This is a genomic window from Pseudactinotalea sp. Z1732, assembly GCF_049724975.1.
In the GTDB taxonomy this organism is placed as follows: Bacteria; Actinomycetota; Actinomycetes; order Actinomycetales; family Beutenbergiaceae; genus CALKWS01.
Genome location: NZ_JBMPQC010000003.1, coordinates 1 through 23,715 on the forward strand (window position 1 = coordinate 1; position 23,715 = coordinate 23,715).

21 protein-coding genes and 1 tRNA gene are annotated in these 23,715 nt (G+C 68.8%); 7 read left to right on the forward strand and 15 right to left on the reverse strand.

Going from position 1 to position 23,715, the window contains the following annotated elements; all coding sequences use genetic code 11:
- Positions 1 to 708 (forward strand): hypothetical protein (locus ACPL7H_RS07240; protein WP_424796342.1); only part of this gene is annotated, 708 nt, incomplete at its 5' end.
- A gap of 273 nt (positions 709 to 981) precedes the next feature.
- On the opposite strand, the gene ACPL7H_RS07245 is transcribed toward ACPL7H_RS07240, so the two are convergent.
- The 15 genes from ACPL7H_RS07245 to ACPL7H_RS07315 form a co-directional block, all read right to left on the reverse strand.
- Entirely contained in the window at positions 982 to 1,272 is a 291-nt protein-coding gene (locus tag ACPL7H_RS07245; RefSeq protein WP_424796343.1) for a type II toxin-antitoxin system RelE/ParE family toxin, read from the reverse strand.
- On the reverse strand, positions 1,269 to 1,502 hold the full coding sequence (locus ACPL7H_RS07250) for a type II toxin-antitoxin system ParD family antitoxin (protein ID WP_424796344.1): 234 nt from the start codon (positions 1,500 to 1,502) through the stop codon (positions 1,269 to 1,271). Before ACPL7H_RS07250 ends, ACPL7H_RS07245 begins: the two co-directional genes overlap by 4 nt.
- Positions 1,503 to 1,553: 51 nt before the next feature.
- Positions 1,554 to 5,258 (reverse strand): transcription-repair coupling factor, encoded by a 3,705-nt coding sequence (gene mfd / locus ACPL7H_RS07255; protein ID WP_424796345.1) that lies wholly within the window; start codon positions 5,256 to 5,258, stop codon positions 1,554 to 1,556.
- Between the two features lie 188 nt (positions 5,259 to 5,446).
- Positions 5,447 to 7,291 carry a hypothetical protein gene (locus ACPL7H_RS07260; RefSeq protein WP_424796346.1) on the reverse strand — a complete coding sequence of 615 codons (1,845 nt, stop codon included), beginning with the start codon at positions 7,289 to 7,291 and terminating at the stop codon, positions 5,447 to 5,449.
- Positions 7,292 to 7,395: 104 nt separating this feature from the next.
- Positions 7,396 to 7,995, reverse strand: a complete 600-nt coding sequence (gene pth, locus ACPL7H_RS07265) for an aminoacyl-tRNA hydrolase (RefSeq protein ID WP_424796347.1) — start codon at positions 7,993 to 7,995, stop codon at positions 7,396 to 7,398.
- A 42-nt stretch (positions 7,996 to 8,037) separates the two neighbouring features.
- Positions 8,038 to 8,688, reverse strand: a complete 651-nt coding sequence (locus tag ACPL7H_RS07270) for a 50S ribosomal protein L25/general stress protein Ctc (RefSeq protein ID WP_424796348.1) — start codon at positions 8,686 to 8,688, stop codon at positions 8,038 to 8,040.
- A gap of 232 nt (positions 8,689 to 8,920) precedes the next feature.
- Positions 8,921 to 9,907 carry a MurR/RpiR family transcriptional regulator gene (locus ACPL7H_RS07275; RefSeq protein WP_424796349.1) on the reverse strand — a complete coding sequence of 329 codons (987 nt, stop codon included), beginning with the start codon at positions 9,905 to 9,907 and terminating at the stop codon, positions 8,921 to 8,923.
- Complete coding sequence (gene phnE / locus ACPL7H_RS07280) at positions 9,904 to 10,803, reverse strand: phosphonate ABC transporter, permease protein PhnE (RefSeq protein WP_424796350.1); 900 nt, start codon at positions 10,801 to 10,803, stop codon at positions 9,904 to 9,906. The genes ACPL7H_RS07275 and phnE (ACPL7H_RS07280) overlap by 4 nt, the downstream gene beginning before the upstream one ends.
- A complete protein-coding gene (gene phnE / locus ACPL7H_RS07285; protein WP_424796351.1) occupies positions 10,800 to 11,624 on the reverse strand; it encodes a phosphonate ABC transporter, permease protein PhnE in 825 nt (274 codons plus the stop codon). Before phnE (ACPL7H_RS07285) ends, phnE (ACPL7H_RS07280) begins: the two co-directional genes overlap by 4 nt.
- Positions 11,621 to 12,403, reverse strand: a complete 783-nt coding sequence (phnC, locus tag ACPL7H_RS07290; RefSeq protein ID WP_424788035.1) for a phosphonate ABC transporter ATP-binding protein — start codon at positions 12,401 to 12,403, stop codon at positions 11,621 to 11,623. The genes phnE (ACPL7H_RS07285) and phnC overlap by 4 nt, the downstream gene beginning before the upstream one ends.
- Positions 12,404 to 12,469: 66 nt before the next feature.
- Positions 12,470 to 13,531: a phosphate/phosphite/phosphonate ABC transporter substrate-binding protein gene (gene phnD / locus ACPL7H_RS07295; protein WP_424796352.1), complete on the reverse strand. Its 1,062-nt coding sequence runs from the start codon at positions 13,529 to 13,531 to the stop codon at positions 12,470 to 12,472.
- Between the two features lie 130 nt (positions 13,532 to 13,661).
- On the reverse strand, positions 13,662 to 14,441 hold the full coding sequence (locus ACPL7H_RS07300; RefSeq protein ID WP_424796353.1) for an HAD family hydrolase: 780 nt from the start codon (positions 14,439 to 14,441) through the stop codon (positions 13,662 to 13,664).
- A 3-nt stretch (positions 14,442 to 14,444) separates the two neighbouring features.
- The gene (locus ACPL7H_RS07305) at positions 14,445 to 15,425 is read right to left on the reverse strand and encodes a ribose-phosphate diphosphokinase (RefSeq protein WP_424788032.1); all 981 of its coding nucleotides are present in this window, start codon (positions 15,423 to 15,425) and stop codon (positions 14,445 to 14,447) included.
- Complete coding sequence (gene glmU, locus ACPL7H_RS07310; RefSeq protein WP_424796354.1) at positions 15,422 to 17,056, reverse strand: bifunctional UDP-N-acetylglucosamine diphosphorylase/glucosamine-1-phosphate N-acetyltransferase GlmU; 1,635 nt, start codon at positions 17,054 to 17,056, stop codon at positions 15,422 to 15,424. The genes ACPL7H_RS07305 and glmU overlap by 4 nt, the downstream gene beginning before the upstream one ends.
- A 155-nt stretch (positions 17,057 to 17,211) precedes the next feature.
- Positions 17,212 to 17,284 (reverse strand) — tRNA-Gln (locus tag ACPL7H_RS07315).
- Positions 17,285 to 17,422: 138 nt separating this feature from the next.
- On the opposite strand from ACPL7H_RS07315, the gene ACPL7H_RS07320 reads away from it, so the two are divergent.
- The 6 genes from ACPL7H_RS07320 (at position 17,423) to ACPL7H_RS07345 (ending at position 23,691) form a co-directional block, all read left to right on the forward strand.
- Positions 17,423 to 18,109, forward strand: a complete 687-nt coding sequence (locus tag ACPL7H_RS07320; RefSeq protein WP_424788030.1) for a TetR family transcriptional regulator — start codon at positions 17,423 to 17,425, stop codon at positions 18,107 to 18,109.
- Positions 18,106 to 19,041, forward strand: coding sequence for an ABC transporter ATP-binding protein (locus tag ACPL7H_RS07325; protein WP_424796355.1), 936 nt, complete (start codon positions 18,106 to 18,108; stop codon positions 19,039 to 19,041). Before ACPL7H_RS07320 ends, ACPL7H_RS07325 begins: the two co-directional genes overlap by 4 nt.
- Positions 19,038 to 20,225, forward strand: a complete 1,188-nt coding sequence (locus ACPL7H_RS07330; RefSeq protein WP_424796356.1) for an ABC transporter permease — start codon at positions 19,038 to 19,040, stop codon at positions 20,223 to 20,225. The genes ACPL7H_RS07325 and ACPL7H_RS07330 overlap by 4 nt, the downstream gene beginning before the upstream one ends.
- 87 nt (positions 20,226 to 20,312) lie before the next feature.
- Positions 20,313 to 20,819 (forward strand): MarR family winged helix-turn-helix transcriptional regulator, encoded by a 507-nt coding sequence (locus ACPL7H_RS07335; RefSeq protein WP_424796357.1) that lies wholly within the window; start codon positions 20,313 to 20,315, stop codon positions 20,817 to 20,819.
- A gap of 97 nt (positions 20,820 to 20,916) precedes the next feature.
- The gene (locus ACPL7H_RS07340; RefSeq protein ID WP_424796358.1) at positions 20,917 to 22,716 is read left to right on the forward strand and encodes an ABC-F family ATP-binding cassette domain-containing protein; all 1,800 of its coding nucleotides are present in this window, start codon (positions 20,917 to 20,919) and stop codon (positions 22,714 to 22,716) included.
- A 270-nt stretch (positions 22,717 to 22,986) separates the two neighbouring features.
- Positions 22,987 to 23,691: a Crp/Fnr family transcriptional regulator gene (locus tag ACPL7H_RS07345; RefSeq protein ID WP_424796359.1), complete on the forward strand. Its 705-nt coding sequence runs from the start codon at positions 22,987 to 22,989 to the stop codon at positions 23,689 to 23,691.
- Positions 23,692 to 23,715: the final 24 nt, after the last annotated feature.

Below are 23,715 nucleotides of genomic sequence, written 5' to 3' on the forward strand. Positions count from 1 at the left end.
ATCTATCTCTTCGGGCTGATCGCCTCGTGCGAGGCGGCTCTCGTAAGAGGGAAATTCCACAACGACAGGGAAGCACTGCCCTTGCCTGCGCGGCTTGCCTTCCTGCTCGGTGTGCGCGGCAGCCTGCGATACGCCACTTCGTTCACCGGGCGCTGGCTGCCGGAACTGGCGAAGCAGAGGTCGTTCAGGGACGCTACGCGAACAATGCGAGAGTATCGACAGTCAGTCCGTAGCAACGCTCGACAGAATCGCCAACGTCGTCGTCGGCTCAGGAAGCAAGCTGGCAGGTCAGGCGTGGATGAAAATGGCCTTTGGTTGGATCGGCGGGAGTTTTATGAGACCAAGGAAGCGCTTGAAGGTCTCTTTTATACGCAGATGGGGTTGTACAGGCACCGTGGCAGTCGTTACTGGACCGACCCGATCGTCATTTTCCCTTTAGGAGGATTCAAGAACCTGCCCGAAGACCACGGGATCGACTTCAGCGTACGCGACGACGGTCTGGCTTGGGTCGCCTGGCGACACACAGTCGGAGCGTTCTACCTAGGGGTAGGCGGGACGCAGTACCTCGAAGCACACTGGCGATATGCCGGTACAAAGCCGCCGTCCAACTACCCAGGTCCCGCGCTCCCAGGATGGGCGGACGTATCGGAAGGCTCAGAAGCCAGTCCTGAGTGGCACGCTGACGACGCCCCGATTCCGGACGCTTGAGAAGCGGGCCCTTTGGCCCAAGAACGCCTCGTCGGATATGAGCGAGATGTCGTGCACTGTCCAATCAATCTGGCCCCAAGCACATCGGTAGGTCGACAGGCCCCGCTAGTCAGATCCTTCCGGTGGAGCATCTCTGTCCGCAGTTGGCGAGGGAAGGTCGTCTGGTGCTTTGGCAGTGGCCAGAGTTGTCGACCCGGGAGATGGCCGGCGTCGGCACTAGAGCGAGGCGGTGCTGCTGAAACTGGAGTGGCGCGGGATCCGGCGCTCCCCCGGTTACAGGTGCCGTGTCGGATCCATGCGCTGGTGCAGAATGCGGATCACGTCCACGCCGTCGGTGCTCTCGACGTAGAACAGCAGGTGGCTACCGATGCTGTACCGGCGGTATCCCTCACGGATCTCCTCGCACGTTCGTCCGCGGCCCGGGTTGTCGGCGATGCGCTTGATCGCAGCCTGGATCTCGCGGACGTAGGTCTCGGCTTGGCGGACGTCCCAGCGCTGTACGGTGAAGTCCCAGATCGAGGAGAGGTCCTGTTGTGCCGCCGGAGTGAGCCGGAAGGCGCTCACGACTTCTTTGCCGCGACGAAGGCGTCGAAGTCGAAGGTCTGCGGCGCGCCGCTCCGCTCGCCGGCGATGAGGGCGGCACGGAGTGCGTCCATCTGCGTCTCCTGGTCCTCCAGCAGACGCAAGCCCGCGCGCACGACCTCACTGGCGGACCGGTAGCGCCCCGAGGCGACCTCCCGGGCGAGGAAGTCCGCGAAGTGCTCGTCCAGGCTGATCGAGGTGTTCTGAGCCATGCCACGACGATACCAAGGGTTGGTACTTGCGGGTGGGTTCCTGCTTCCGCCTCAGCCCCGCTCGGCCACCGAGGCCGCAGCCGCCACCGTGGCACCGGGGGCGAACACCGCATCGATCAGCGACTCCAGCCACGCAAGTAGAGCCTCATCGCGCAACGGGGTTCCCCCCACCCGGGAGGTGGACGGCGCCGGCACCAGCGCGGTGCGGATCGCGGGCTTCAGGATGGTGCCCGGATACAGTCGCTTGAGGCGCACCTGAGCCGAGTCGGCCAGCTGCACCGGCGCGAACCGCAGGAACTTACCCTGGGCGGTGATCTCCGCCAGTCCGGCCGCCCGGGCCTTGATCCGCAAGCCCGCCACCCCGAACAACCGGGCCACGGGCTCGGGCACGGGCCCGTACCGATCCACCAGTTCCGCCCGCACGTCTTCGATGCCGGAGTCGTCGGTGACCTGCGCCAGTTTGGTGTAAGCCTCCAGGCGCAAGCGCTCGTGGGCGATGTAGTCGTGCGGGATGTGCGCATCCACGGCGATCTCGGTCTTGAGGTCCGGCACCTCCTCGGGTGCCTCCCCGCGGAACTGGGCCACCGCTTCGGACACCATCCGCACGTAGAGGTCGAAGCCCACTCCGGCGATGTGCCCGGACTGTTCCCCGCCGAGCAGGTTCCCGGCGCCGCGGATCTCCAGGTCCTTCATCGCCACCCGCATCCCCGAGCCTAGTTCGGTGTTCGCCGCGATGGTCTGCAGACGTTCGTGGGCGGTTTCGGTCAGCGGCCGCTCCGGTGGGTACAGGAAGTAGGCGTAAGCACGCTCCCGGCCTCTGCCCACCCGGCCGCGCAACTGGTACAACTGCGACAGGCCCATGGCATCGGAGCGCTCCACGATCAGCGTGTTCGCATTGGAGATGTCCAGACCGGTTTCCACGATCGTGGTGGAGACCAGCACGTCGGCGCGCTTGTTCCAGAAGTCGACGATTACCCGCTCCAGCTCGTGCTCGTTCATCTGCCCGTGCGCCACCACCACCCGGGCATCGGGCACCAGGTCCCGGATCCGGGCGGCGGCCCGGTCGATAGATTCGGTGCGGTTGTGCACGTAGAACACCTGACCCTCACGCAGCAACTCCCGACGGATCGCTGCGGAGATCTGCTTGTCCGCATGTGGTCCGACGAACGTGAGCACCGGGTGGCGTTCCTCCGGCGGGGTCTCCAGGGTGGACATCTCCCGGATCCCGGTCACTGCCATCTCCAAGGTGCGGGGGATCGGGGTGGCGCTCATCGCCAGCACATCGACGTTGGTGCGCAGTTGCTTCAGGGTCTCCTTGTGCTCCACCCCGAAACGCTGCTCCTCGTCGATCACCACCAGCCCAAGGTCCTTGAACCGCACTTCCCCGGTGAGCAGCCGGTGGGTGCCGATCACCACATCCACCGCACCGGAGGTGACGCCGTCCTTGACCTCCTGGGCCTCGGCTTTGGACTGGAACCGGGACAGTGCGCGCACCTCGACGGGGAAACCGGCGTACCGCTCGGAGAAGGTCTCGAAGTGCTGCTGCACCAGCAATGTGGTGGGTACCAGGATCGCGACCTGTTTGCCGTCCTGGACGGCTTTGAACGCCGCCCGCACGGCGATCTCGGTCTTGCCGTAGCCGACGTCCCCGCAGATCAGCCGGTCCATCGGGACGGGCTTTTCCATATCGGCCTTGACCTCATCGATGGTGACCGCCTGGTCGGGCGTCTCCACGAAGGCGAAGGCGTCCTCGAGTTCCCGCTGCCAGGGGGTGTCGGCCCCGAAGGCGTGGCCGGAGGTGGCCATCCGCGCGGAGTACAACCGGATCAGTTCACCGGCGATCTCCCGGATCGCCTTGCGCGCCCGGCCCTTGGTCTTGGCCCAGTCCGACCCGCCCATCTTGTTCAACGATGGCGATTCCCCGCCGGTGTACTTGGTCACCTGGTCCAGGGCGTCGCTGGGCACGTACAGCCGGTCCCCGGGATGGCCCCGCTTGGAGGGGGCATACTCGATCACCAGGTACTCGCGGGTGGCGGCGTTGCGCCCGGCTCCCACGGTCCGGCTGAGCAGTTCGACGAACTTGCCCACCCCGTGCTGTTCGTGCACCACGTAGTCCCCCGGCCGCAGTGCCAACGGGTCCACCACATTGCGCCGCCGGGAAGGCATCTGGCGCATGTCCTTCGTCGACGTCGCGCCGGCGCGACCGGTGAGGTCGGCCTCGGTGAACAGCGCCAGGCGCAGGTCCTCACTGACGAACCCCCGCCCCACCGACGCGGTCGTGACCAGCACGACCCCCGCCGTCGGCAGTTCTTCGTCTTCCCCGGCCCGGGCATCAGCCCCGGCCGGTTCCACCTCGGCGACCAACCGGGCCGGGACCTCGGCGTCCAGCAGCATCTCCACCATCCGCCGGGCCGGGCCGGGGCCTTCGGTGACCAGCACCAGCCGCCAGCCTTGCGAGGTGTATCCGTGCAAGTCAGCCACTGCCTTGTCGGTATCACCACGGTAGCCGCGCACATCGCGGGAGCCGACGACGACGGTGCGGTCGGCGGCGGGGAACGGGTCGTCTCCCTGACTCACCTCGCCGGTCTCGGTGGGCCCGCCGTCGGCACCGGAGAGGTCGGCCAGTTCGGCATCCCGGCCGAACGCCCCCAGGGTCCACCAGCCCAGGCCGCGCCGCTGGGCCACCTCGCGGGTATCGGCCAGGGTCTCGAACGACGCCTCGGACAGGTCCAGCGGGGTCTGCGCCCCGGCGGCAGCCGACGTCCAGGCGGCGGCGAGGAACTCCTCGGTCGTGGCCACCAGGTCGTGGGCGCGGCGACGCACCCGCTCCGGTTCGTTGACGAGTACCAAGGATTCGGGGTCCACCAGGTCCAGCAGCGGCTCCATCCCGTCCACCAGGGCCGGGGCCAGGGATTCCATGCCGTCCACGGCGATGCCCTCGGCGAGCTTTTCCAGCATGTCGGTGGCCCCGGGCAGGGCGGGCATCAGGTCCCGGGCGCGCTCGCGCACCGCTTCGGTGAGCAGGATCTCCCGGCACGGCGGTGCCCACAGCCCGTCCTCGCTGATCTCCAGGGAGCGCTGGTCGGCAGCGGAGAACCAGCGGATCTCCTCCACATCATCGCCCCAGAATTCCACCCGCTGCGGGTGGGCCTCAGTGGGGGCGAACACGTCCAGCAGCCCGCCACGGACGGCGAACTCCCCGCGGCGTTCCACCATGTCCACCCGGGTGTAGGCGGCATCGACCAGGGCCTGGACCACGTCCTCCATCGGGGCGTGCTGGCCGGTGCGCAACGCCACCGGTTCCAGGTCCCCCAGCCCCTTGACCACCGGCTGCAAGGCGGCTCGTACCGGCACCAGCAGCACCCGGATGGGCCGGCCCGACCCTGCTGCCCCGCTGACCTCGCTTCCCGCAGCGTCGGGGTGGGCCAGGCGCCGCAGCACGGCGATGCGGCGCGCTACGGTGTCGCTGCGCGGGGAGAGGCGTTCGTGCGGCAGGGTCTCCCACGCGGGGAATACTGCGATGCCGTCCGGGTCCAGGTAGGCGCCCAGTGCGGTGGCCAGTTCGTCCGCCTCCCGGCCGGTGGCGGTGAGCACCACCAGTGGGCGGTTGCCCCGCAGGGCCAGGTCGGCCAGGAGGGCGGGCCGCGCGCCCACGGAGGCAGTGACGTCCAGGTCACCGCGGCCGGCGACCGCATCAACGAGTTCGGTCAGCGCCTGATCGGCGCGCAGGGCGGGAAGTAGTCCGGCCAGGCTCATACGGTCCTCGTTCGCGGTGTGGTGCAGGATGGGCGCGCTCCGACAGGACACCGCGCGGCGGCCTGCAGGCAGCACGAACGGCCCGCCACGGCGCGCAGGCGGGGGTGGGTCGCACAGCGTCCCAGTTTACCGTCGTGGGTCCACCGGCGCTCGGGGCGCCGGCGTGAGGGTGACCACCCTGGGCGCCATCAGCCTCCTGGCGGTGCCTGCGGCGGTGGGCCGTGATACGGGTACTGCTGCGGGCCGGCACCCGGAGCCTGCGGCGGTGGCCCGTGATACGGGTACTGCTGCGTGGCCTGCACCGGTGAGCCATGCGCCGTCCGACCCTGCGTCATGGAGACCTGGGCCGTCGGGCCGTATCCGCCGAACGCATCTGTGCCACCCGCACCCACCCCGGCGGCCCGGGGCTCCTCGTGACCCAGTTGCAGGCGGCTGACACCGATCGCGCAGGTGACCAGAAGGGCCGCCATCAGCACCAGCACCGGCCATGGCTTGAGCAGCCCCAGCGCTTCGGGAATCATCCGCATCTGCCAGGCCTGGAACGCCATCATCACCGCATCCTGGTCTCCGGGGCGGCCGACGAGCAGTGACCATATCGATTCTGATCGCAGCAGCAGCAGGACCCCGGCAGCCAGTCCGACCGCGGCCAGCGAGGTCCGGCGAGCAACGACCGCCCGTGCGAGGCTCGTGCGCCGGGCATCGGCCAGGTAGGCGCACAGGAAGACCAGCGGTACCACCACCAGGTGTGGACGAACAGTCCCCAGGAACGTCCCGATCAGGCCGAGGTCGGAGCGGTCCAGGTAGTGCACCGTCATCAACGGAACCAGACCGAGGAAGAGCATGGGCGACAGGATCGTCAACAGCACCGGCACACTGCGCTCCCCCAGCGGACGGTGGTAGCCGATGCCCGCACCGGCGAGCCCGGCAACCACCACTACGAGCAGAACCTCACCCGCGCCACCGAGCCAGGTGTTGAGCAACGCTGCATTCGCAGCGGGAAGTCCCCGCCCGCTGGGCATCGGGTCCCCGGGTGCGAAAACCTCGGCGAACAACCACGGCGCACTGGCCACCGCTGCGAGGAGCAGCACCACGACTCCACCGATCACCGCACCGGCGCCGCCCCGGGGGCGGTTGCCCACAGCAGCCGGGTGGCCAGGATGAGCCACGTGCTCGCCACGTTCGGGGTGCTCAGGTGTGTGCCCACCGCCGATCCGCAACCGTAGCCGGGAGGCGAGGAGCACCCGTGTGGCCAGCACCCCCAGGACCGCGGTGACCAGGATCAGCACCGTGCTGACAGCCGCTCCGGCGCCGGTGCGCAACTGCAGGAACGAGAAGTGGTAGATCATTGCCGCCGGATCCGCGAAGGACAGTCCCACCAGCACGCCCACAGGTGATTGGACGCTCAGCGCCGCTCCGGCCATCGCCGCTACGGCCGCTCCGACTGCCAACGTACGCCCGGCACGCGCCGGGGGACGCGCGAGCACACCCACTCCGAAACCGATCGCGATGGTCACCGGCAGCCACACCAGGAGTTGCGAAAGCCGGGCAGCACTCACCGGATTCACCCACAGGCTCACGCCGATCACCGATGCCACCGGGGCCACGAAGGTCAGCGCCAAGGCGGCCATCGCCAGGCCGACCCGGCGGGCGGTGCCTGTGGCTGCCCTGGCCGGAAGTCCCAGCACGAATCCCGCAGCGAACCCGACGACGGCGATCACCGCTCCGACAAGGGCGGTGAAGAGGACTGCTCGCAGCAGTCCCTCCGTGGCGATCGTCTGGTAGTTCGCCGTCCCCACCCAGGCACCTCCGGTCCGCATCGACCCGTCCTGCAGGCTCAGGACGAAGGTGCGCACGGCCGGGATGACCTGCTGGAACAGCACCAGCACCAACGCCGGGGCCAGGAACAGCCAGCCCAACCCCGTCCGACCACCCCTGACCTGATGGGCCGCATCGGGCCCGGGCCCGGGGTGTCGCGCCACCGGCTGCTGGTAGGTGTTGGCGGGAACGCGTGTTCCGCCGTCGTTCGTTGTCATGGTGCCCCTCTTCGCGGTCTCGCCCTGGCACGCACAGTAGCGGCATGGGGGCGTCCGGGAGGCACTCGGCGCGGCGGAACCGTCCGCGCCGAGCGGGCCGGGCGTCAGGTGCTGGTGTGCAGCACGTTCTGGGTGCGCTCCAGGCCGTCGTGGATCACGTCGCGGATCACCTGGGCGCCCTGCTCCACGGTCACCGCCCACTCGGTGCGCTCACCGGCGGGGAAGTCCTGCAGGACGTAATCAGCAGGGTCCATCCGGCCCGGCGGCCGGTCGATCCCCACCCGTAGGCGCACATACCCCGGGGTGCCCAGCGCCGCACTGATCGCCTTCAGCCCGTTGTGCCCACCGGTGCCACCACCCTGCTTCAACCGCAGGGTGTGGGCGGGCAGGTCCAGTTCGTCATGCACCACCAGCAGGCGTTCGGGCGGCGCCGAGTAGAACCGGCACAGGGCCGCCACCGGTGCCCCGGAGACGTTCATGTACGTCGACGGTTTGGCCAGCACCACGCGCGGCCCGGGCGCTCCACCGGACCGTACGCCCATCCGGCCATCGAGCACCTGCGCCCTCGCCCGATGGCGCACGAACTCCCCGGGCACCTGTTCCGCCACCGCCTCGATCACCATGGCGCCGACGTTGTGACGATTCCCGGCATAGGTGGGCCCAGGATTACCCAGGCCCACCACGAGCCACAGTTCAGCACTCATCGTGACCCGGATTCATGTGTGCGAGGCGACGGGCGGAGGGGCTCAGCCCTCGGACTCGCCACCCTCGTCGGCCCCGCCCTCGGGCTCCCCGACCAGGGCCGGCTCGTCGGCGTCCTCGGTGTCGGCCTCGAGGTCCTCCTCCGAGACCCGCGGGATGGTGATGAGCACCACCACGGTGTCGGGGTCCTCTTCCGACTCCACGCCCGCCGGCAGCGGCAGATCGCCGGCGCGCAGCACGTGGCCTTCCTCGAGCCCGTCGATGTTGGCCACGACGTACTCGGGGATGTTGGTGGCCTCGGCCAGCACCTGCAGGGTCTGCATCTCCAGGGTGTGGATGGTGTCCGGTGCGGACTCCCCCTCGATGTGCACGGCGATCTCCACCGAGACCTTCTCACCGCGACGCACCTGTACCAGGTCGACGTGGTCGATCGTGCGCCGCACCGGGTCACGCTGAACGTCCTTGGACAGGGCCAACTGGCTCTCGCCGTCGACCACCAGGGTGAGCAGTGCGTTGGGGTTGTCCTTCAACGCCAGGAACGTCTCGTGACCGGGCAGGGTCAGGTGCATCGGGTCGCTCCCGTGCCCGTACATCACCGCCGGGATCAGGCCGGCGCGCCGGGTGCGGCGGGCAGCGCCCTTGCCGAACTCGGTACGGACATTGGCTTCAAGGGTGTACTTGTCGTTGTCAGACACGTGAGGATCTCCGAAAGGGAAGCGTGCAGGTCGGTGGGTGGGCCACGGGCGGGGACACCGGGCGGACGACGCGCGAAGGTCGGGACCACCGCGTCGAATCACGGACTGACAGCGGGCGCATCTGCCCAACCGACGTCCCTCGCCGAGGCAACCTGTCCATCCTAGCCCCATGACCGCCGTGGGTCACCACCTGTACCGGCCGAGCAGGGCGAAGGTGTGCGAGCACACACGCTCAGAGGGGGTCCTGGGCGAAGGCGTCGCCGATGACCTCCAGCATCCGGTTCTGTGCTTCCTGTGCACGCTGGGGATCGCGCGCGATCAGCGCATGCACGAGCGCATTCACCACGATGGTCTGGGGCAGTCTCGGGGTGCGGGTGATCTCCTCGGCGAACGTGCCCGTGCCCAACGATGCACTCACACCCATCGATGCCACCAGCGCCACCGTCGCGACATCCCCCAGCGGACTGGGAGTGGTCGCGGTCAGCGCGATCACGCTGGCTCCCGCCGCCGCGGCGGCCCGGGCCGGCTGGAGGGTGTCCCGGGTGCTACCCGACCCGCTGATCGCGAGGCACACATCGGCCTCGGTCAGCGCCCGTGCGCGGGTACCGCGCAGGACCCGGTCCGGCGGCGCCTCGACGAGGATCCCGGTGGCATTCAACCGCAACGCCGCCTCCAGCGCGATCGGCTCCGATAGTCCGGTGCCGACCACCAGGACGCTGCGTGCCCGGTGCAACAGGTCCACGGCGCGCACCAGATCGGCCTCGGGCAGCAGGGACGGAAGGTGCTCCACCGCTGTGCGCACCTGGGCGAGGTACTCACGAACCAGCCCGATGGCGTCGTCCGGACCGGCCGGGCCGGGCAACGCGAACGAGCCGGCGGCCGGGTCGGCCCCCGCTGGTCCCCCGACCTTGCCCGCCGGTCCGGCATCCCCCTCGTCCCACCGACGTCCGAGCGGGGACATCGCACCCACGTCCCGGGCAAGGAGTACCCGCAGTTGGGGGTAGCCGGTGAAGCCCAGCCGCTGGGCGGTACGCACCACGGTCGCGCGCGAGGTCCCGGCTGCATCGGCTACTTCCTGCGCCGAGGCCTCGATGGCCCACTCCGGACGGCTCGCGATGACCTCGGCTACCCGCAACTCGCTCGGGTGCAGCATCGCCATCCCGGCCCGGATCCGCCCGGGCACCGAGCCCAGTCCGGGGACCTGCGGTCCGGTGTTCATACCACCTCGGCATCCACCTCGACCAGCGTGGCCTTGGGGTCACCGGAGATGATCCGGGCTCGCACCCGCGCGGAGATCTGGTCCACCAGGACGGTGATGAGGATGATCACCATCAACGTGATGCCGATCCGGTCCCAGGCCCGTACGTTGAACAACTGGCTCAGCAACGATCCGATCCCTCCGGCACCGAGGAACCCCAAGATCGCACCGGCGCGGATGTTGATCTCGAACCGGTACAGCCAGAACGCCATGATCTCCGGCATCACCTGCGGGGTGATACCCCAACGCAGCACCTGCCATTTGTTCGCCCCGGCGGCACGGGCGGCCTCCACCGGCCCCAGGTCGATCCCCTCGATCGCCTCCGAGGTCAGTTTCCCCAGCGTGCCCACAGCACCCACCCCCAGGGCCATCGCGCCGGCGAGCGGTCCGAGGCCGAAGATCGGGAGCATCACTGCGATCGCCAGGATCAACTCGGGGATCGCGCGGATGATGTTCAGGATCTGCCGTGTCACGAAGACCACGGCCCGGGGTGAGACGTTGGAGGCGGCCAGGAAACCCATCGGGAAAGACAACAGCGCACCGAGCATGGTGCCGATCCACGCCATGTGCAGCGACTCGATCATCAGCGAAATCGCACGGGACCAGTACTCGGTGTTCGGATCCACCACCGGGTTCTGCAGCACGCCCTGGGTCATCAGCCGGAAGTACTCCGGCCCGGTGGTGAACAGGTTGGCCAGTCGCGGCCAGTTGGCGTCCACCTGCCAGAGTGCCACCAGGATGATGACCAGGGTAAGGATCATCGCGAGGGTCTTGCGGGTCTTGGATGGCGGAGCCGGCCGGGTGCCCCCGGTGTGAGTCGGGGTGCCCGCGCGCGGGTTCGCGGTCCTGTTGCTCATGTCAGCCTCCGTCGCACCGCGCGGGAGGCTTGGTCGAGCACGAACACCACCACGAACAGGCTGACGATGATCGCACCGAGGCGCTCATGCTGGAACTGCCCGAGCAGCGTGCTGATCAAGGCGCCGATGCCGCCACCGCCGACGATGCCGATGACCACCGAGGCACGGAGGTTCAACTCGAACACGTAGAAGCAATAGGACAGATAGTTCGGGGCGATCTGCGGGTAGATCGCCCACCGGGCCCGCTGGATCCGGTTGCCGCCGCCGGCCTCCACCGCCTCGATCGGCCCGGGGTCCACAGCATCGGCGGTCTCGCCGGTGAGTTTGGCGATCACCCCGATGTTGAACACGATCAGCGCCAGAATGCCGGCGAGTGGTCCGGGCAGCACGATCGCGGCGAACAGCGATCCCAGCGCCACATCGGGCAGGGCCCGCAACACCGACAGCACCGCTTTGGACACCTGGTACGTGGCCTTGTTCGGTGCCGACGTCTTGCTGGCGAGCATCGCCATCCCCAACCCGATCGCACAGCCCACCGCGGTGGCCAGGATGGCGATGAAGAGCGTAGTGAGCCACGACTCGATCACCACCGCGCGCGTCAGGAAAGTCCAGTCGGGGTTGAAGAACTCGGCGATGACGTGCCGGCCGCGGGTGACGTCGGTGAACAACGGCATCAACGTGAAGTCGATCGACCAACCCGCCCACACCGTGATCGCCGCGGTGATGGTCACTCCCCCGATGACCGCGGGGCTGGGCTTGGGTTTGCGCGGCCGCGCTGGTGCCGCCGCGGCGGGTCGACCAGCAGTGGCGGTGGTGCTCACGCGATCGCTCCGGGCTCCTTGGCGATCACGTCATCCGCGGTCAGGGATCGACCGTAGATGCGTTCGAAGACCTCGTCGTCGGCTTCCTCACCGGTCCCGTCGAAGACGATCTTGCCCGAGCGCATACCGATGATCCGCTGGCCGTACCGGCGTGCAAGGTCCAGGAAGTGCAGGTTCACCACCGTGGTGATGCCCAGTTCCCGGTTAATCCGCTCCAGATCCTTCATCACCTGGTTCGCCGTCGGCGGGTCCAGGGAGGCCACCGGCTCGTCAGCGAGCATGATCTTGGGGTCCTGGGCCAGCGCCCGGGCGATCGCTACCCGCTGCTGCTGACCGCCGGAGAGCTGGGAGGCACGGACCCACGCCTTCTCCACGATGCCCACCCGCTCGAGCGCGGTGAAGGCGAGCTCCTTGTCGGCCTTGGAGTACAACGCCAGGGAGGAGCGCAGCGTACCGGTGGAGTGCAACCGCCCCATCAGGACGTTGTTCATCACCGAGGTGCGCCGCACCAGGTTGAAGGACTGGAAGATCATCCCGATGTCCGAGCGCAGCGCCCGCAGTTTGCGTCGTCCGGCGCCCTTGACCGACTCCCCGTCCACGGTCAGTTCACCTCCGGTGACGGGAACCAGGCCGTTGATGGAACGCACCAGGGTTGACTTACCGGCACCGGACAACCCGACCACGACCACGAACTGGCCATCGGGGATCGTCAGGTCCACACCGTCCAACCCCTTCACCCCGTTGGGGTAGGTCACGGACACGTCGGAGAACTCGATCATCGCTGCTTCCTCACAGGCCACACACCGGTGGGAGCGGAGAGCTCCTCCGCTCCCACCCGGTCATGGTCACTCGCCGAAGTTGGACTCCACCTGGCGGGCGGCATCCAGCGCGTCCAGGTCCGCCGGGACCAGGTCCTCGATGCTGTACACCTCATCGAAGGCGAACGCGCCGTCCTCGGTTGAGATGACCGCCATCATGGCGTCGGCGATCCGCTGCTGCAGGTCGCCCGACAGGGAGCCGGCGACGGCGACGCCGTCGTTCGGGATCTCATCGGACCACGCGAACACGGTGACCTTCTCACCGATCTCGGGGTCCTCCTCCACCACGTTGTCGCGGGCGTCGTCGAAACTCACCCCGACCGGGTAGTCGCCACCGGCCACGTTCAGGATGGAGTTCGGGTGGCCTCCGGCGAACTGGGTGTTCAGCCCCAGCGCGTCCAGGCCGGCCACACGCTCGAGCTGGGTGGCCGGGTAGTAGTAACCGGAGGCGGAGTTGGCGTCCACCATCGAGATGAGGGTGTCCCCATCGATCAGTGCCAGGGCGTCCTCACCCACCGGACCGGCGTCGGCACTGTCGGTGCCGTTGCAGAAGGTGAAGATCGCACCGTCCTCCTGCTCCACCTCGACCACATCGTCCAGGCAGTAGGTGTCGGGATCGTTGGTGAACCACTGCGTGTGATAGGTGGGCGACCCGAAGCGTACCGATTGCAGCACGATCTCGGCGCCGGCTCGGTCGGCAGCCTGGACCAGGGCGATCGGTCCGAACATGCCGATGTCGGCCTGACCGGTCTCCATCGCGATGATCAAGGCGTTGTAGGACTCGGTCACCACCGCTTCGACCTCGATGCCGAGTTCCTCGGAGAGCAGGTCGCCCAGCATGTCGGCGTCCTCCACCAACTTGTCCATGTCCTGGGACGGCACCAGGCCCAGGACGAGGGTGTCGGGGTCCTCCCCGGCGCCACCAGCAGAGTCGGCGTCATCGGCGTCGTCACCGTCGTCCTCGGTGACATCCTCGGCCGCGCCGTTGGTGTCGGTGTCCGCGTCGGTGTCGTCGGCCCCGTTGCCGCACGCACTCAGGACGAGCAGGGAGGCGGCGGCCAGCGCCGCCCAGGTCGTGGTTCGCTTCATCGGAGGTTCCTTGTTCTTCAACTCGGTCGGCTACGGATCCCGCGCAACAACGTTTCGTCGGGCACACGCGCTGTGAACGCACGTTTCACGCTAGTTCACGCTCCGGTTCCGGCGGAAGGCCCGGAAGGTCTCAATTAGGTGAACTCTGGGTGTCCGTACCGGTGCGGTCGTCCGCCACCGCGCCGGCATCACGCGCCCAGCGGCGGATGTGCGGGTACATCGCCTCGAACGTGGTCTCGGTCCGGCTGGCCGGCCCCAGCCCCGTACCGAAGCGGTCCAGGTACATCCCGACCGCGCCCAACGCCATCGCCGGTTCGATGTCGTTGCGCCACACGTCACCCACGCTTGCCAGGTGCGCCGGTGCGGCCCCGAATTCGGTCAGGATGCCACTGAGTACCGCGCGCATCCGGGTCGGCTTACCGGCGTCGGGGACCACGGCGTCGAGCCGCTCGGCCAACTCGTGCCGGGCCAGCCACACATCCACCCCGACCAACGGCGCGTTGGTCACCAGGACCGCGGCCACACCGGCGGCGCGCAACTCGTCCAGGAGTTGCGTCAGCCCGTTCGGCGGATGCGTCGCGTCGACGTCCAACTCCGCCCGGGAGGCGAGGTAGGCCGCGGACAGGTCCTCCTGGGACAGGTCCTGGCCGCTGAGGGCCACCACCGCCTGGTACCCGTCCTCGCAGTCGGGCAGGGCCCGGCTCCCGGCAAGGAACTCCCTGATCCCGGTGCGTACCCGCTCCCCGGCCGACGGCGGTAGCCGGCCGGCCACCTGCTCGGCGTAACCCAGCACCGGGGCTTCGCCCACGCAGACGGTCCCGTCGAAGTCCAGCACCAGGACCGGCCGGGGCGAGGGCGCAGCGGCGGCGTCGGAGCGGGGAGAAGCCGGCCGAGTACGATCAGGCGTCACTGGTCAGGCGTTGCCGTCGAACAGGGAGGTAACCGACCCGTCGTCGAAGACCTCCCGGATGGCGCGTGCGATCAGCGGGGCTATGGACAGCACGGTGAGGGTGTCGAAGCGCTGCTCGGCCGTGATGGGCAGGGTGTCGGTGACGACCACCTCCCGGGCTCCGCACTCCGAGAGCCGTTGGGCGGCCGGGTCGGAGAGCACCCCGTGGGTGGCGGCCACGATCACCGAGGCCGCGCCGGCGCCCTCGAGCACCTTGACCGCCTCGGCGATGGTGCCGCCGGTGTCGATCAGGTCATCGACCAGCACGCAGTCGCGACCCTCCACCTCACCGACCACGCGGTTGGCCACGGCCTGGTTGGGCCGGCCCACATCGCGGGTCTTGTGGACGAACGCCAGCGGCCCGCCACCAAGTTTGGCGGCCCAGTGCTCGGCGACGCGGATCCGCCCGGCGTCGGGTGAGACGACGGTGACGTTGGAGGTGTCCACCCGGGTGCGAACGTGCTCGGTCAGGATCGGCATCGCCCACAGGTGGTCCACGGGCCCGTCGAAGAAGCCCTGGGTTTGAGCGGCGTGCAGGTCCACGCTCATCAGCCGGTCCGCGCCCGCGGTGGCGAACAGGTCGGTGACCAGCCGGGCCGAGATCGGCTCGCGACCGCGATGCTTCTTGTCCTGGCGGCCATACCCGTAGAAGGGCACCACCGCGGTGATCTGCTTGGCCGAGGCCCGTTTGAGGGCATCGACCATCAGCAGGTGCTCCATGATCCACTGGTTGATCGGGGCGGTGTGGGACTGCAGCACGAACACGTCGGCACCGCGCACGCTCTCGGCGAACCGGACGTAGATCTCCCCGTTGGCGAAGTCATAGGCGGTGGTGGGCACCATCTCGATTCCCAGTTCGTCGGCCACATCGGCCGCCAGCGAGGGATGCGCCCTGCCCGAGACCAGCACCAGCCGCTTCTCGCCATAACTCGTGATCCCGGTCATCGCTCCTCATCCAGGTGTGCCGATCCGTGCCGGTTCGCTCCTGTGTCCTGATCCGCCGCGTTGTTCGTCGTGCCGGCCCGGCTCCGCTCGGCCTGCGCCTGGGGCGACAGCTCCGCGGAGGCCCCGTCGCCCTCATCGGCCTCCAGTGCGGCCTGGGCCGCCTGGGCGGCCGGGGTTCCCGCCCGTCTGCTCAACACCCATTTCTCGATGTTTCGCTGCTGCCCCCCGGAGATGCCCAGCGCACCGGGTGGCACGTCGCGGCGCAGCACGGTACCGGCGCCGGTATAGGCGCCATCGCCCACCGTCACCGGAGCCACGAACATGTTGTCCGCACCAGTGCGGGCATGGTCTCCGATCGTGGTCCGCCGTTTCGTCACGCCGTCGTAGTTCACCGTCACCGAGGCGGCGCCGATGTTGCTCTCGCGTCCGATCGTGGCGTCGCCGATGTAGGACAGGTGCGGCACCTTCGAACCCGCCCCGATCTGGGCGTTCTTTGTCTCCACGAACGTTCCGATCTTGCCCCGCTCGCCCAGCACGGTGCCCGGGCGCAGGTACGCGAAGGGACCCACGGTGGCGCCGGCATCGATCTGGGCCTGTACGCCGTGGCTACGGATGACGGTGGCCCCCGGGCCGACCTGAACGTCGGTCAGGGTGGTGTCAGGTCCGATGGTGGCCCCGGTCAGCACGTGGGTCTGACCGTGCAACTGGGTGCCGGGTAGCAGCGTCACGTCGGGTTCCAGTTCCACCCCCACGTCCACCCAGGTGCTTGTCGGATCCACGACGCTGACCCCGGCGCGCATCCAGTGCCGCAGAGTGCGGGCGTTGAGTTCGGCACCCAGGGTGGCCAGTTGCACCCGGTCGTTGACGCCCTCGACCTGCAGCGAGTCGGCCACCACCACCGCGCCCACGCGGTTTCCGGCGCGGTGGGCGTGGGCCAGCACATCGGTCAGGTAGACCTCACCCTGGTTGTTGCCCGCATCGACCTGACCCAGACCGTCGCGCAGCACGGCGGCGTCGAAGGCGAACACCCCGGAGTTGATCTCGGTGATGGCGCGCTGCTCGGGGGTGGCGTCACCGTGCTCGACGATGCCGCTGACCGCCCCGTCCTGATCGCGCACGATCCGCCCGTACCCGCTCGCGTCGGGCAGGTGCGTGGTCAGCACCGTCACCGCGTTGTCCTGCTCGTGGTGGGTGTCCAGCACCTCCTGCACGGTCTGCGGCTGCAGCAGCGGGACGTCGCCGAGGAGGACGACGACGGTGCCATCGATGGCGATCTCATCCGCCCTGGGGAGTTTCTCGCGCTGGTCGCTGGTGGCCATGGCCCTGCCCTGGGCGGCCAGGTCGAGCGCGTCCAGGCCGCACTGCACGGCACGGCCGGTGCCGGGGATCTCGTCCTGGTCGGCGATCAGCACGTCGGGATCCAGGGCCTCGATGTGCTCGGCCACCTGTTCGCGCTGGTGGCGGACCACGGTGACCAAGTGCTCGGGCTCGACTGCGCGGGCGGTGGCCAGCACGTGGCCGAGCAGGGACACTCCCCCGATCGGGTGCAGCACCTTGGCCCTGGCCGACCGCATGCGGGTGCCTTGGCCGGCAGCAAGAATGACAACAGCAGCAGGGGCGGGTCGGCTCACGCGCTCCACTGTACTGCTCTGCTGGTGTGGCGCCGCCAGCCATCCACGTCATGCCGCCGAGGCCGGCATCAGTCGACTTTGCGGTACTTTCCGCCGACTAATGCTGACTTCGAGCGTCGATCAAGACGCTGCTCGCTTGGGTACGGCGGCAAGGGCTCCGCCCCCAGGACTCGAACCCGGACCACACGGCACCAAAGGCCGGCGTGCTGCCAATTACACCAGGGCGGAATGCTGCGAGGATTCCGGGCTCAGGGCCCGGGAACGTCTGCACCAGCGTCGGAGCCTACTGTAGTGTCTCGCAGCGGAACCGACGTCAGGCAGGATGATTCCGTGACCGAGTCGAGCAGACGCCCTCCGCGGGCTCGCATGAGTGCACGCGAACGCCGTGAGCAACTCCTGGATGTGGCGCGTTCGCTGTTCGCCGAGAAGGGGTTCGACTCGACCTCGGTAGAGGAGATCGCCGCCCGGGCCCAGGTGTCCAAACCCGTGGTGTACGAGCACTTCGGCGGCAAGGAGGGCGTCTACGCCGTCATCGTGGACCGTGAGGTGCAAACCCTGCTGGCCGCGTTGACCGGCGCGCTGGAACGCGGCGGCCACCCGAAGGTGACGGTCCAGGCCACCGCTCTGACGTTGCTGGATTACATCGAGACCCACACCGACGGGTTCCGGATCCTGGTGCGCGATTCCCCCGTGGCCCAGGCGACCGGGACGTTCTCCTCCCTGATCGGGGACGTGGCCAGCCAGGTCGAGCACATCCTGGCCTCCACGTTCGAACGCCAGGGCCTGCCGGCCGAGACCTCCCCCATCTACGCCCAGATGCTGGTGGGCATGATCGCCCTCACCGGGCAGTGGTGGCTGGAGACGCGCAGCCCGGACAAGCAACAGGTGGCCGCGCATCTGGTGAACTTGGCTTGGAACGGATTGCGCGGCCTGGAGCGTGATCCCACCCTGACGCCGGCGGCGCTGCGGGTCAGCGCACAGCGCTGGGCCCGGGGCACACACGGCCCGGCGGCCACTCCCCCGGCCGCCCCAGAGGGGAGCGCGCGCGGGTGAGCCATCTGGAACTGGATCACCTGAACAAGTCCTACGGTTCCCTGCGAGCCCTGACGGACCTGAGTTTCGCCGTCGGGGCCGGAGAGATCTTCGGTTTCGTCGGTTCCAACGGCGCCGGGAAGACCACGGCGATGCGCATCGTGCTCGGGGTACTCGCGGCCGACTCTGGCCAGGTGCGCTGGAGCGGCGCCGAACTGGACCTGCGGGCCCGACGCCAGGTGGGCTACATGCCCGAGGAGCGCGGCTTGTACCCGAAGATGAAGGTGGGCTCCCAACTCGTCTACCTGGCAAGGTTGCACGGGATGTCGAAGCCGGAGGCCACGGCGGCGATGGAGCGCTGGACGCAGGTACTGGCGATCGATTCCCGGCGCGGGGACGAGGTCCAGAAACTCTCCCTGGGCAATCAGCAGCGGGTCCAGTTGGCTGCGGCACTGGTGCACAACCCCAAGGTGCTGGTACTCGACGAACCCTTCTCCGGGCTGGACCCCGTGGCCGTGGACGTGATGAGTCAGGTGCTACGCGAACGGGCCGCCGAGGGGGTGCCGGTGGTGTTCTCCTCCCACCAACTGGACCTGGTGGAGCGCCTGTGTGATCGCGTCGGTGTGATCAGCAACGGGCGGATGGCCGCGGTGGGCACGATCGAGGAGTTGCGCACCACGCCCACCCAGCGCTGGCGGGTGGTCAGCAACGCACCAGCGGGCTGGGCGGATGCGGTCCCGGGCACCCGCGTGCTCAGTCAGGACGGCGCGGAGACCGTGGTCGAACTGCTGCAGCCCGGCACCGACGCCGAGCAACCGCTGCTGCACGCCGCCCTGGCGCACGGCGGTGTGCGGGAGTTCGCGCTGATCCGTCCGACCCTGGTGGACCTGTTCCGGAACGTGGTCACCACGGAGAGCCACGCCGACGACGGCGGCACCGGGAGCGCCGCATGAGTACCTTCGCCGCGATCGCGCTGGTAGCAGGGCGGGAGATCCGCACCAGGCTGTTGTCCAAGGCCACGATCATCGCCACGGTGGTGGTGGTGGTGCTGATCGTGGGCGGTGTGCTGGCGCTGTCGTTGTTGCTGGCCGGTCGGGACAGCTCCGCCACCCGGGTGGGTGTGGCGCAGGAGACCGCCTCCCTCACCCCGGTGCTGGAGCAGACCGCGGGCCAGGCGGGGATGAACCTCGAGGTCGTCGCGGTCGAGGCCGACGCCGCGGAGCAGCAGGTCCTGGACGGAGACCTGGCGGCTCACCTGTCCGGGCCACCGGCGGGACCGGTGGTGACGGTGGACGGCATCCCGGACGTGCAGTTGATGTCGGCGATCACCAATGCGACGCAGCAGTACGCGCTGACCGAACTGGTCACCTCCCTGGGCGGGGACCCGGCGCAGGCTCAGTCCGAACTGGCCGGGGCCGTTCCCTCCCTGCAGGTGATCGAGACCGGCGCCGATCTGGACCCGATCAGGATCGTCGTGGCGTTCGTGATGGTCTCGCTGCTGCTGTTCGCGCTGTTGCAGACCACCCAGATGATCGCCATGGGGGTGGTGGAGGAGAAGGTCAGCCGGGTGGTGGAGATCCTGTTGGCCACGATCCGGCCCGGGGTGCTGATGGCCGGCAAGGTGCTCGGTATCGGCGTGGTCGGGGTGGTCCAGGTCTCGCTGTTCGCCACCGCCGGGACCCTCGCGGCCCTCGCCACGGGCCTGCTGGACGGGGTGCAGGTCAATATCGCTGCCTCCCTGGGTTGGCTGCTGGTGTGGTTCGTGCTCGGGTTCGGTCTCTACGCGGTGCTGGTGGGCGGGGTCGCGGCGCTGGTCTCGCGTCAGGAGGACATCGGATCGGTCACCACACCGTTGTTCATCCTGATGATGGCCCCGTTCTACCTGGGCATCTGGCTGGTGCCGTCCAACCCCGACTCCCTGCTGGTGCGGGTGTTGTCCCAGATCCCCTTCTTCGCCCCGTTCATGATGCCGCCGCGGCAGGCCTTCACCGAGGTGCCCGCCACCGACCTGATCGTAGCGGTGGTGGGGGCCCTGGTGCTCATCCCGGTGCTGATCTGGCTCGGCGGGCGGATCTACTCCCGCGCCGTGCTCACCACCGGGGGCCGGATGAAACTGCGCGAGGCCCTGCGAAGTTGAGCGTTCCTCATCGGGCCGACCACTCCACTGACGCCCGGCGCCGGACCGCCACACGTGCGATATCTCGATGTCGAGTAATCTCGGGGCATGGGCACATCACAGGACGAGGTGGATCGGATCGTCACCGCCTGGCATCGGGAGCGCCCCGATCTACCCACACTGCCGCTGTCCGTGTTCTCCCGGATCACCCGCCTGGCCCGGCACTTGGACCGTGCCCGCCGCGCCGCGTTCGCCCAGCACCATCTGGAGGTCTGGGAGTTCGACGTCCTCACCGCACTGCGCCGGGCCGGGGAGCCCTACCAGCTCACCCCGGGCGTGCTGATGAACCAGACCATGGTCTCCTCCGGCACCATGACCAACCGGATCGACCGGCTCGTGGTGCACGGCCTGGTGGTGCGCACCGCCCACCCCGCCGACCGCCGGGTGGTGCAGGTGCGGTTGACCGAGGAGGGCATGGCCACGGTGGATGCGGCGATGAGCGACCTGCTGCGCATCGAGGCGGACGCGCTGAAGGCGCTGCCGGCGACCGAGCAGACCCACCTGGCCGACCTCCTGCGGCACCTGCTCGTGCAGTTCGAGAGCCCCGGCGCATGAGTCGTCTGCTCGGGCTGGTCATGAACGGCATCGGATCCACCGCCGTGCGGGCAACTCACTACGTCCCGGATGAGCAATCCGCCGCGGTGGTGGTCTGATGGCTGCCCATCTGCTTGGAGCCGAGGGCCTGCGTCTGGAGTACCCGACGCGCGTGGTCTTCGAGTCCGTGACGCTCGGGCTGGAGGAAGGCGATCGGATCGGGATCGTCGGGCGTAACGGTGACGGCAAGTCGAGCCTGCTGGGGATGTTGTCCGGACAGATCGAGCCGAACGCGGGGCGGGTGACGCGTCGCGGCGGGGTGCGGTTCGGGGTGCTGGACCAGCGTGACGACCTCGATCCGGAAGAGACGGTCGGCCGCTCGATCGTGGGCGACGGGCCCGAGCACGAGTGGGCGCGCGACGCCCGCGCCCGCGACGTGATCGGCGGCCTGGCCTCCGATATCCCGTGGGAGACGAAGATCGCCGACCTGAGTGGTGGGCAACGGCGCCGGGTCGCCCTGGCTGCTCTGTTGGTGAGCGACTGGGACCTGCTCGCCCTCGACGAGCCGACGAACCACATGGACGTCGAGGGCGTCGCCTGGCTGGCCGAGCACCTCAAGCGGCGATGGGCGAAGAGCGCCGGCGGTCTGCTGGTGATCACCCACGACCGCTGGTTCCTCGATGAGGTGTGCACCCAGACGTGGGAGGTCCACGACGGGATCGTGGAGCCGTTCGATGGCGGGTATGCCTCCTACGTGCTGCAACGGGTCGAGCGCGACCGGATGGCCGCGGCGAGCGAGGCGAAGCGGCAGAACCTTATGCGCAAGGAACTGGCCTGGCTGCGCCGCGGAGCGCCGGCCCGCACGTCCAAGCCGAAGTTCCGCATCGACGCCGCGAACCAGCTCATCGAGGACGTCCCACCGGCGCGCAACCCGATCGAACTGCAACGACTCGCCGTGGCCAGGTTGGGCAAGGACGTGGTGGACATCGAGGACGTCTCGGTGAGCTTCGGTGACCACCAGGTGCTGCGGGACATCACCTGGAGACTCGCACCCGGTGAGCGCACCGGCATCCTCGGCGCGAACGGGGCGGGCAAGTCGACCCTGTTGGGATTGATCTGTGGAACGCTGCAGCCGACGACCGGGCGGGTCAAGCACGGCAAGACGGTGCGGATCGGTGTGCTGGACCAGCAGTTCTCCCAGCTCGCCGAGATCGGAGGGGACCGGGTACGCGAGGTGCTGGCCCGGACCAAGACCACGTTCACGATCGACGGCAAGGACCACACCCCGGCGCAGTTGCTCGAACGCCTCGGCTTCGCCCGCGAACACCTCTCCGCCCGCGTCGAGGACCTCTCCGGAGGTCAGAAACGTCGCCTGCAACTGCTGCTGTTGCTGCTCAGTGAACCCAACGTCATCGCTCTGGATGAACCGACGAACGATGTGGACTCCCAGATGCTCACCGCGATGGAGGACCTGTTGGACTCCTGGCCGGGAACGCTCATCGTCGTCTCCCACGACCGGTACCTGTTGGAACGGGTGACCGACCAGCAGTACGCGATCCTTGACGGCCGGCTGCGGCACGTGCCCGGTGGGGTCGATGAGTACCTGCGGCTGCGGCAGGCGCAGGTGACGACGCAGGCCGACCGGCCCGACCTGGCGAGGACGACGTCGGACTCTGAGGACGCGTCGGCGTTGTCCGGCGCAGAGCGTCGAGCGGCCCAGAAGGAGTTCAGCGCGATCGAACGTCGACTGGTGAAGATGGCGGGCAGCATCGAGGCGGTGCATCAGCGCCTGGCTGACCACGACCAGAGCGACTACGAGGGTCTGCAACAGCACACCGACAAGCTGCGTGAGCTGGAGGCCGAAGTTGCGCAGCTGGAGGAACGGTGGCTGGAGTTGTCGGATGTCGTCACCGGCTGACGTTCCGGAGGAAACGCTCGACGGTCTCACCGGCCGCACCCGCACCGTGGCCGCCCCCATGGACCAGGACGGCAACCGCAGGGTCCCCCTGGTAGGCGATCATCCACGAGTCCACCCGGTAGCCCTCTCCCTCCCCACCTCGGCCGAGCCCGACGTGGCGTGCACCGGCTCACCCGGGACGTCGAGGAGGATGATGCCCGTCCCCGTGCCGGTCGAGCACCCCCGGGCGGCAGCCGTTGCCTGTCCTAGACTCCCATCAGGAGGTGCAGCGTGGTCGACACCCATGTCCCGGAGGGCCGGGAGAACCTGTGTGTGGTGCAGGTGCCCCTGTTTCATGGCCTGAGTTTCGACGATCAGGTCAAGGTCGCCGACGTCGCCACTCCCACGAGCGTGGATGCCGGCGAGCAGGTGTACGCCGCCGGGTCGGACACCTCCCAGTTGATGGTGGTGCACACCGGCGCGGTGAAGGTCTCCCGGGTCGATGCCGAGGGGCGCGAGCAGATCCTGCGAGTGCTGGGGCCGGGTGAGTTCGTCGGTGAGTCGGCGTTCCTGACCGGTGCTCGACCCGATCACTTCACCACCGCGCTGGAACCGAGCAGCATGTGCGTGTTCCGCCATGCCGACCTCGGCCGCCTGGTGGCCGCTCACCCCTCGATCGGGATGCGGATGCTGCAGGAGGTCAGCAGGCGCCTGGCCCAGACCGAGACCCGGCTGGCCTCGGTGATCTCCGGTGATGTGACCTCGCGACTGGCCGAGTACGTGCTCTCCCTGCACGGCACCACCACCGAGGACGGGGTGGTGGTGGAGTTGCCGCTGGCGAAGAAGGACATCGCCTCGCTGCTCGACACCACGCCCGAGTCGCTCAGCCGCCAACTACGCAAGCTGCAACAGTCCGGGATCGCCCACACCCAGGGTGCCCGCGGGCTGATCATCCACGACATCGACGCCCTGATGGACCTGGCCGCCGTCGCCTGAGCCTGCGCCCGGGCGTATCGTGTC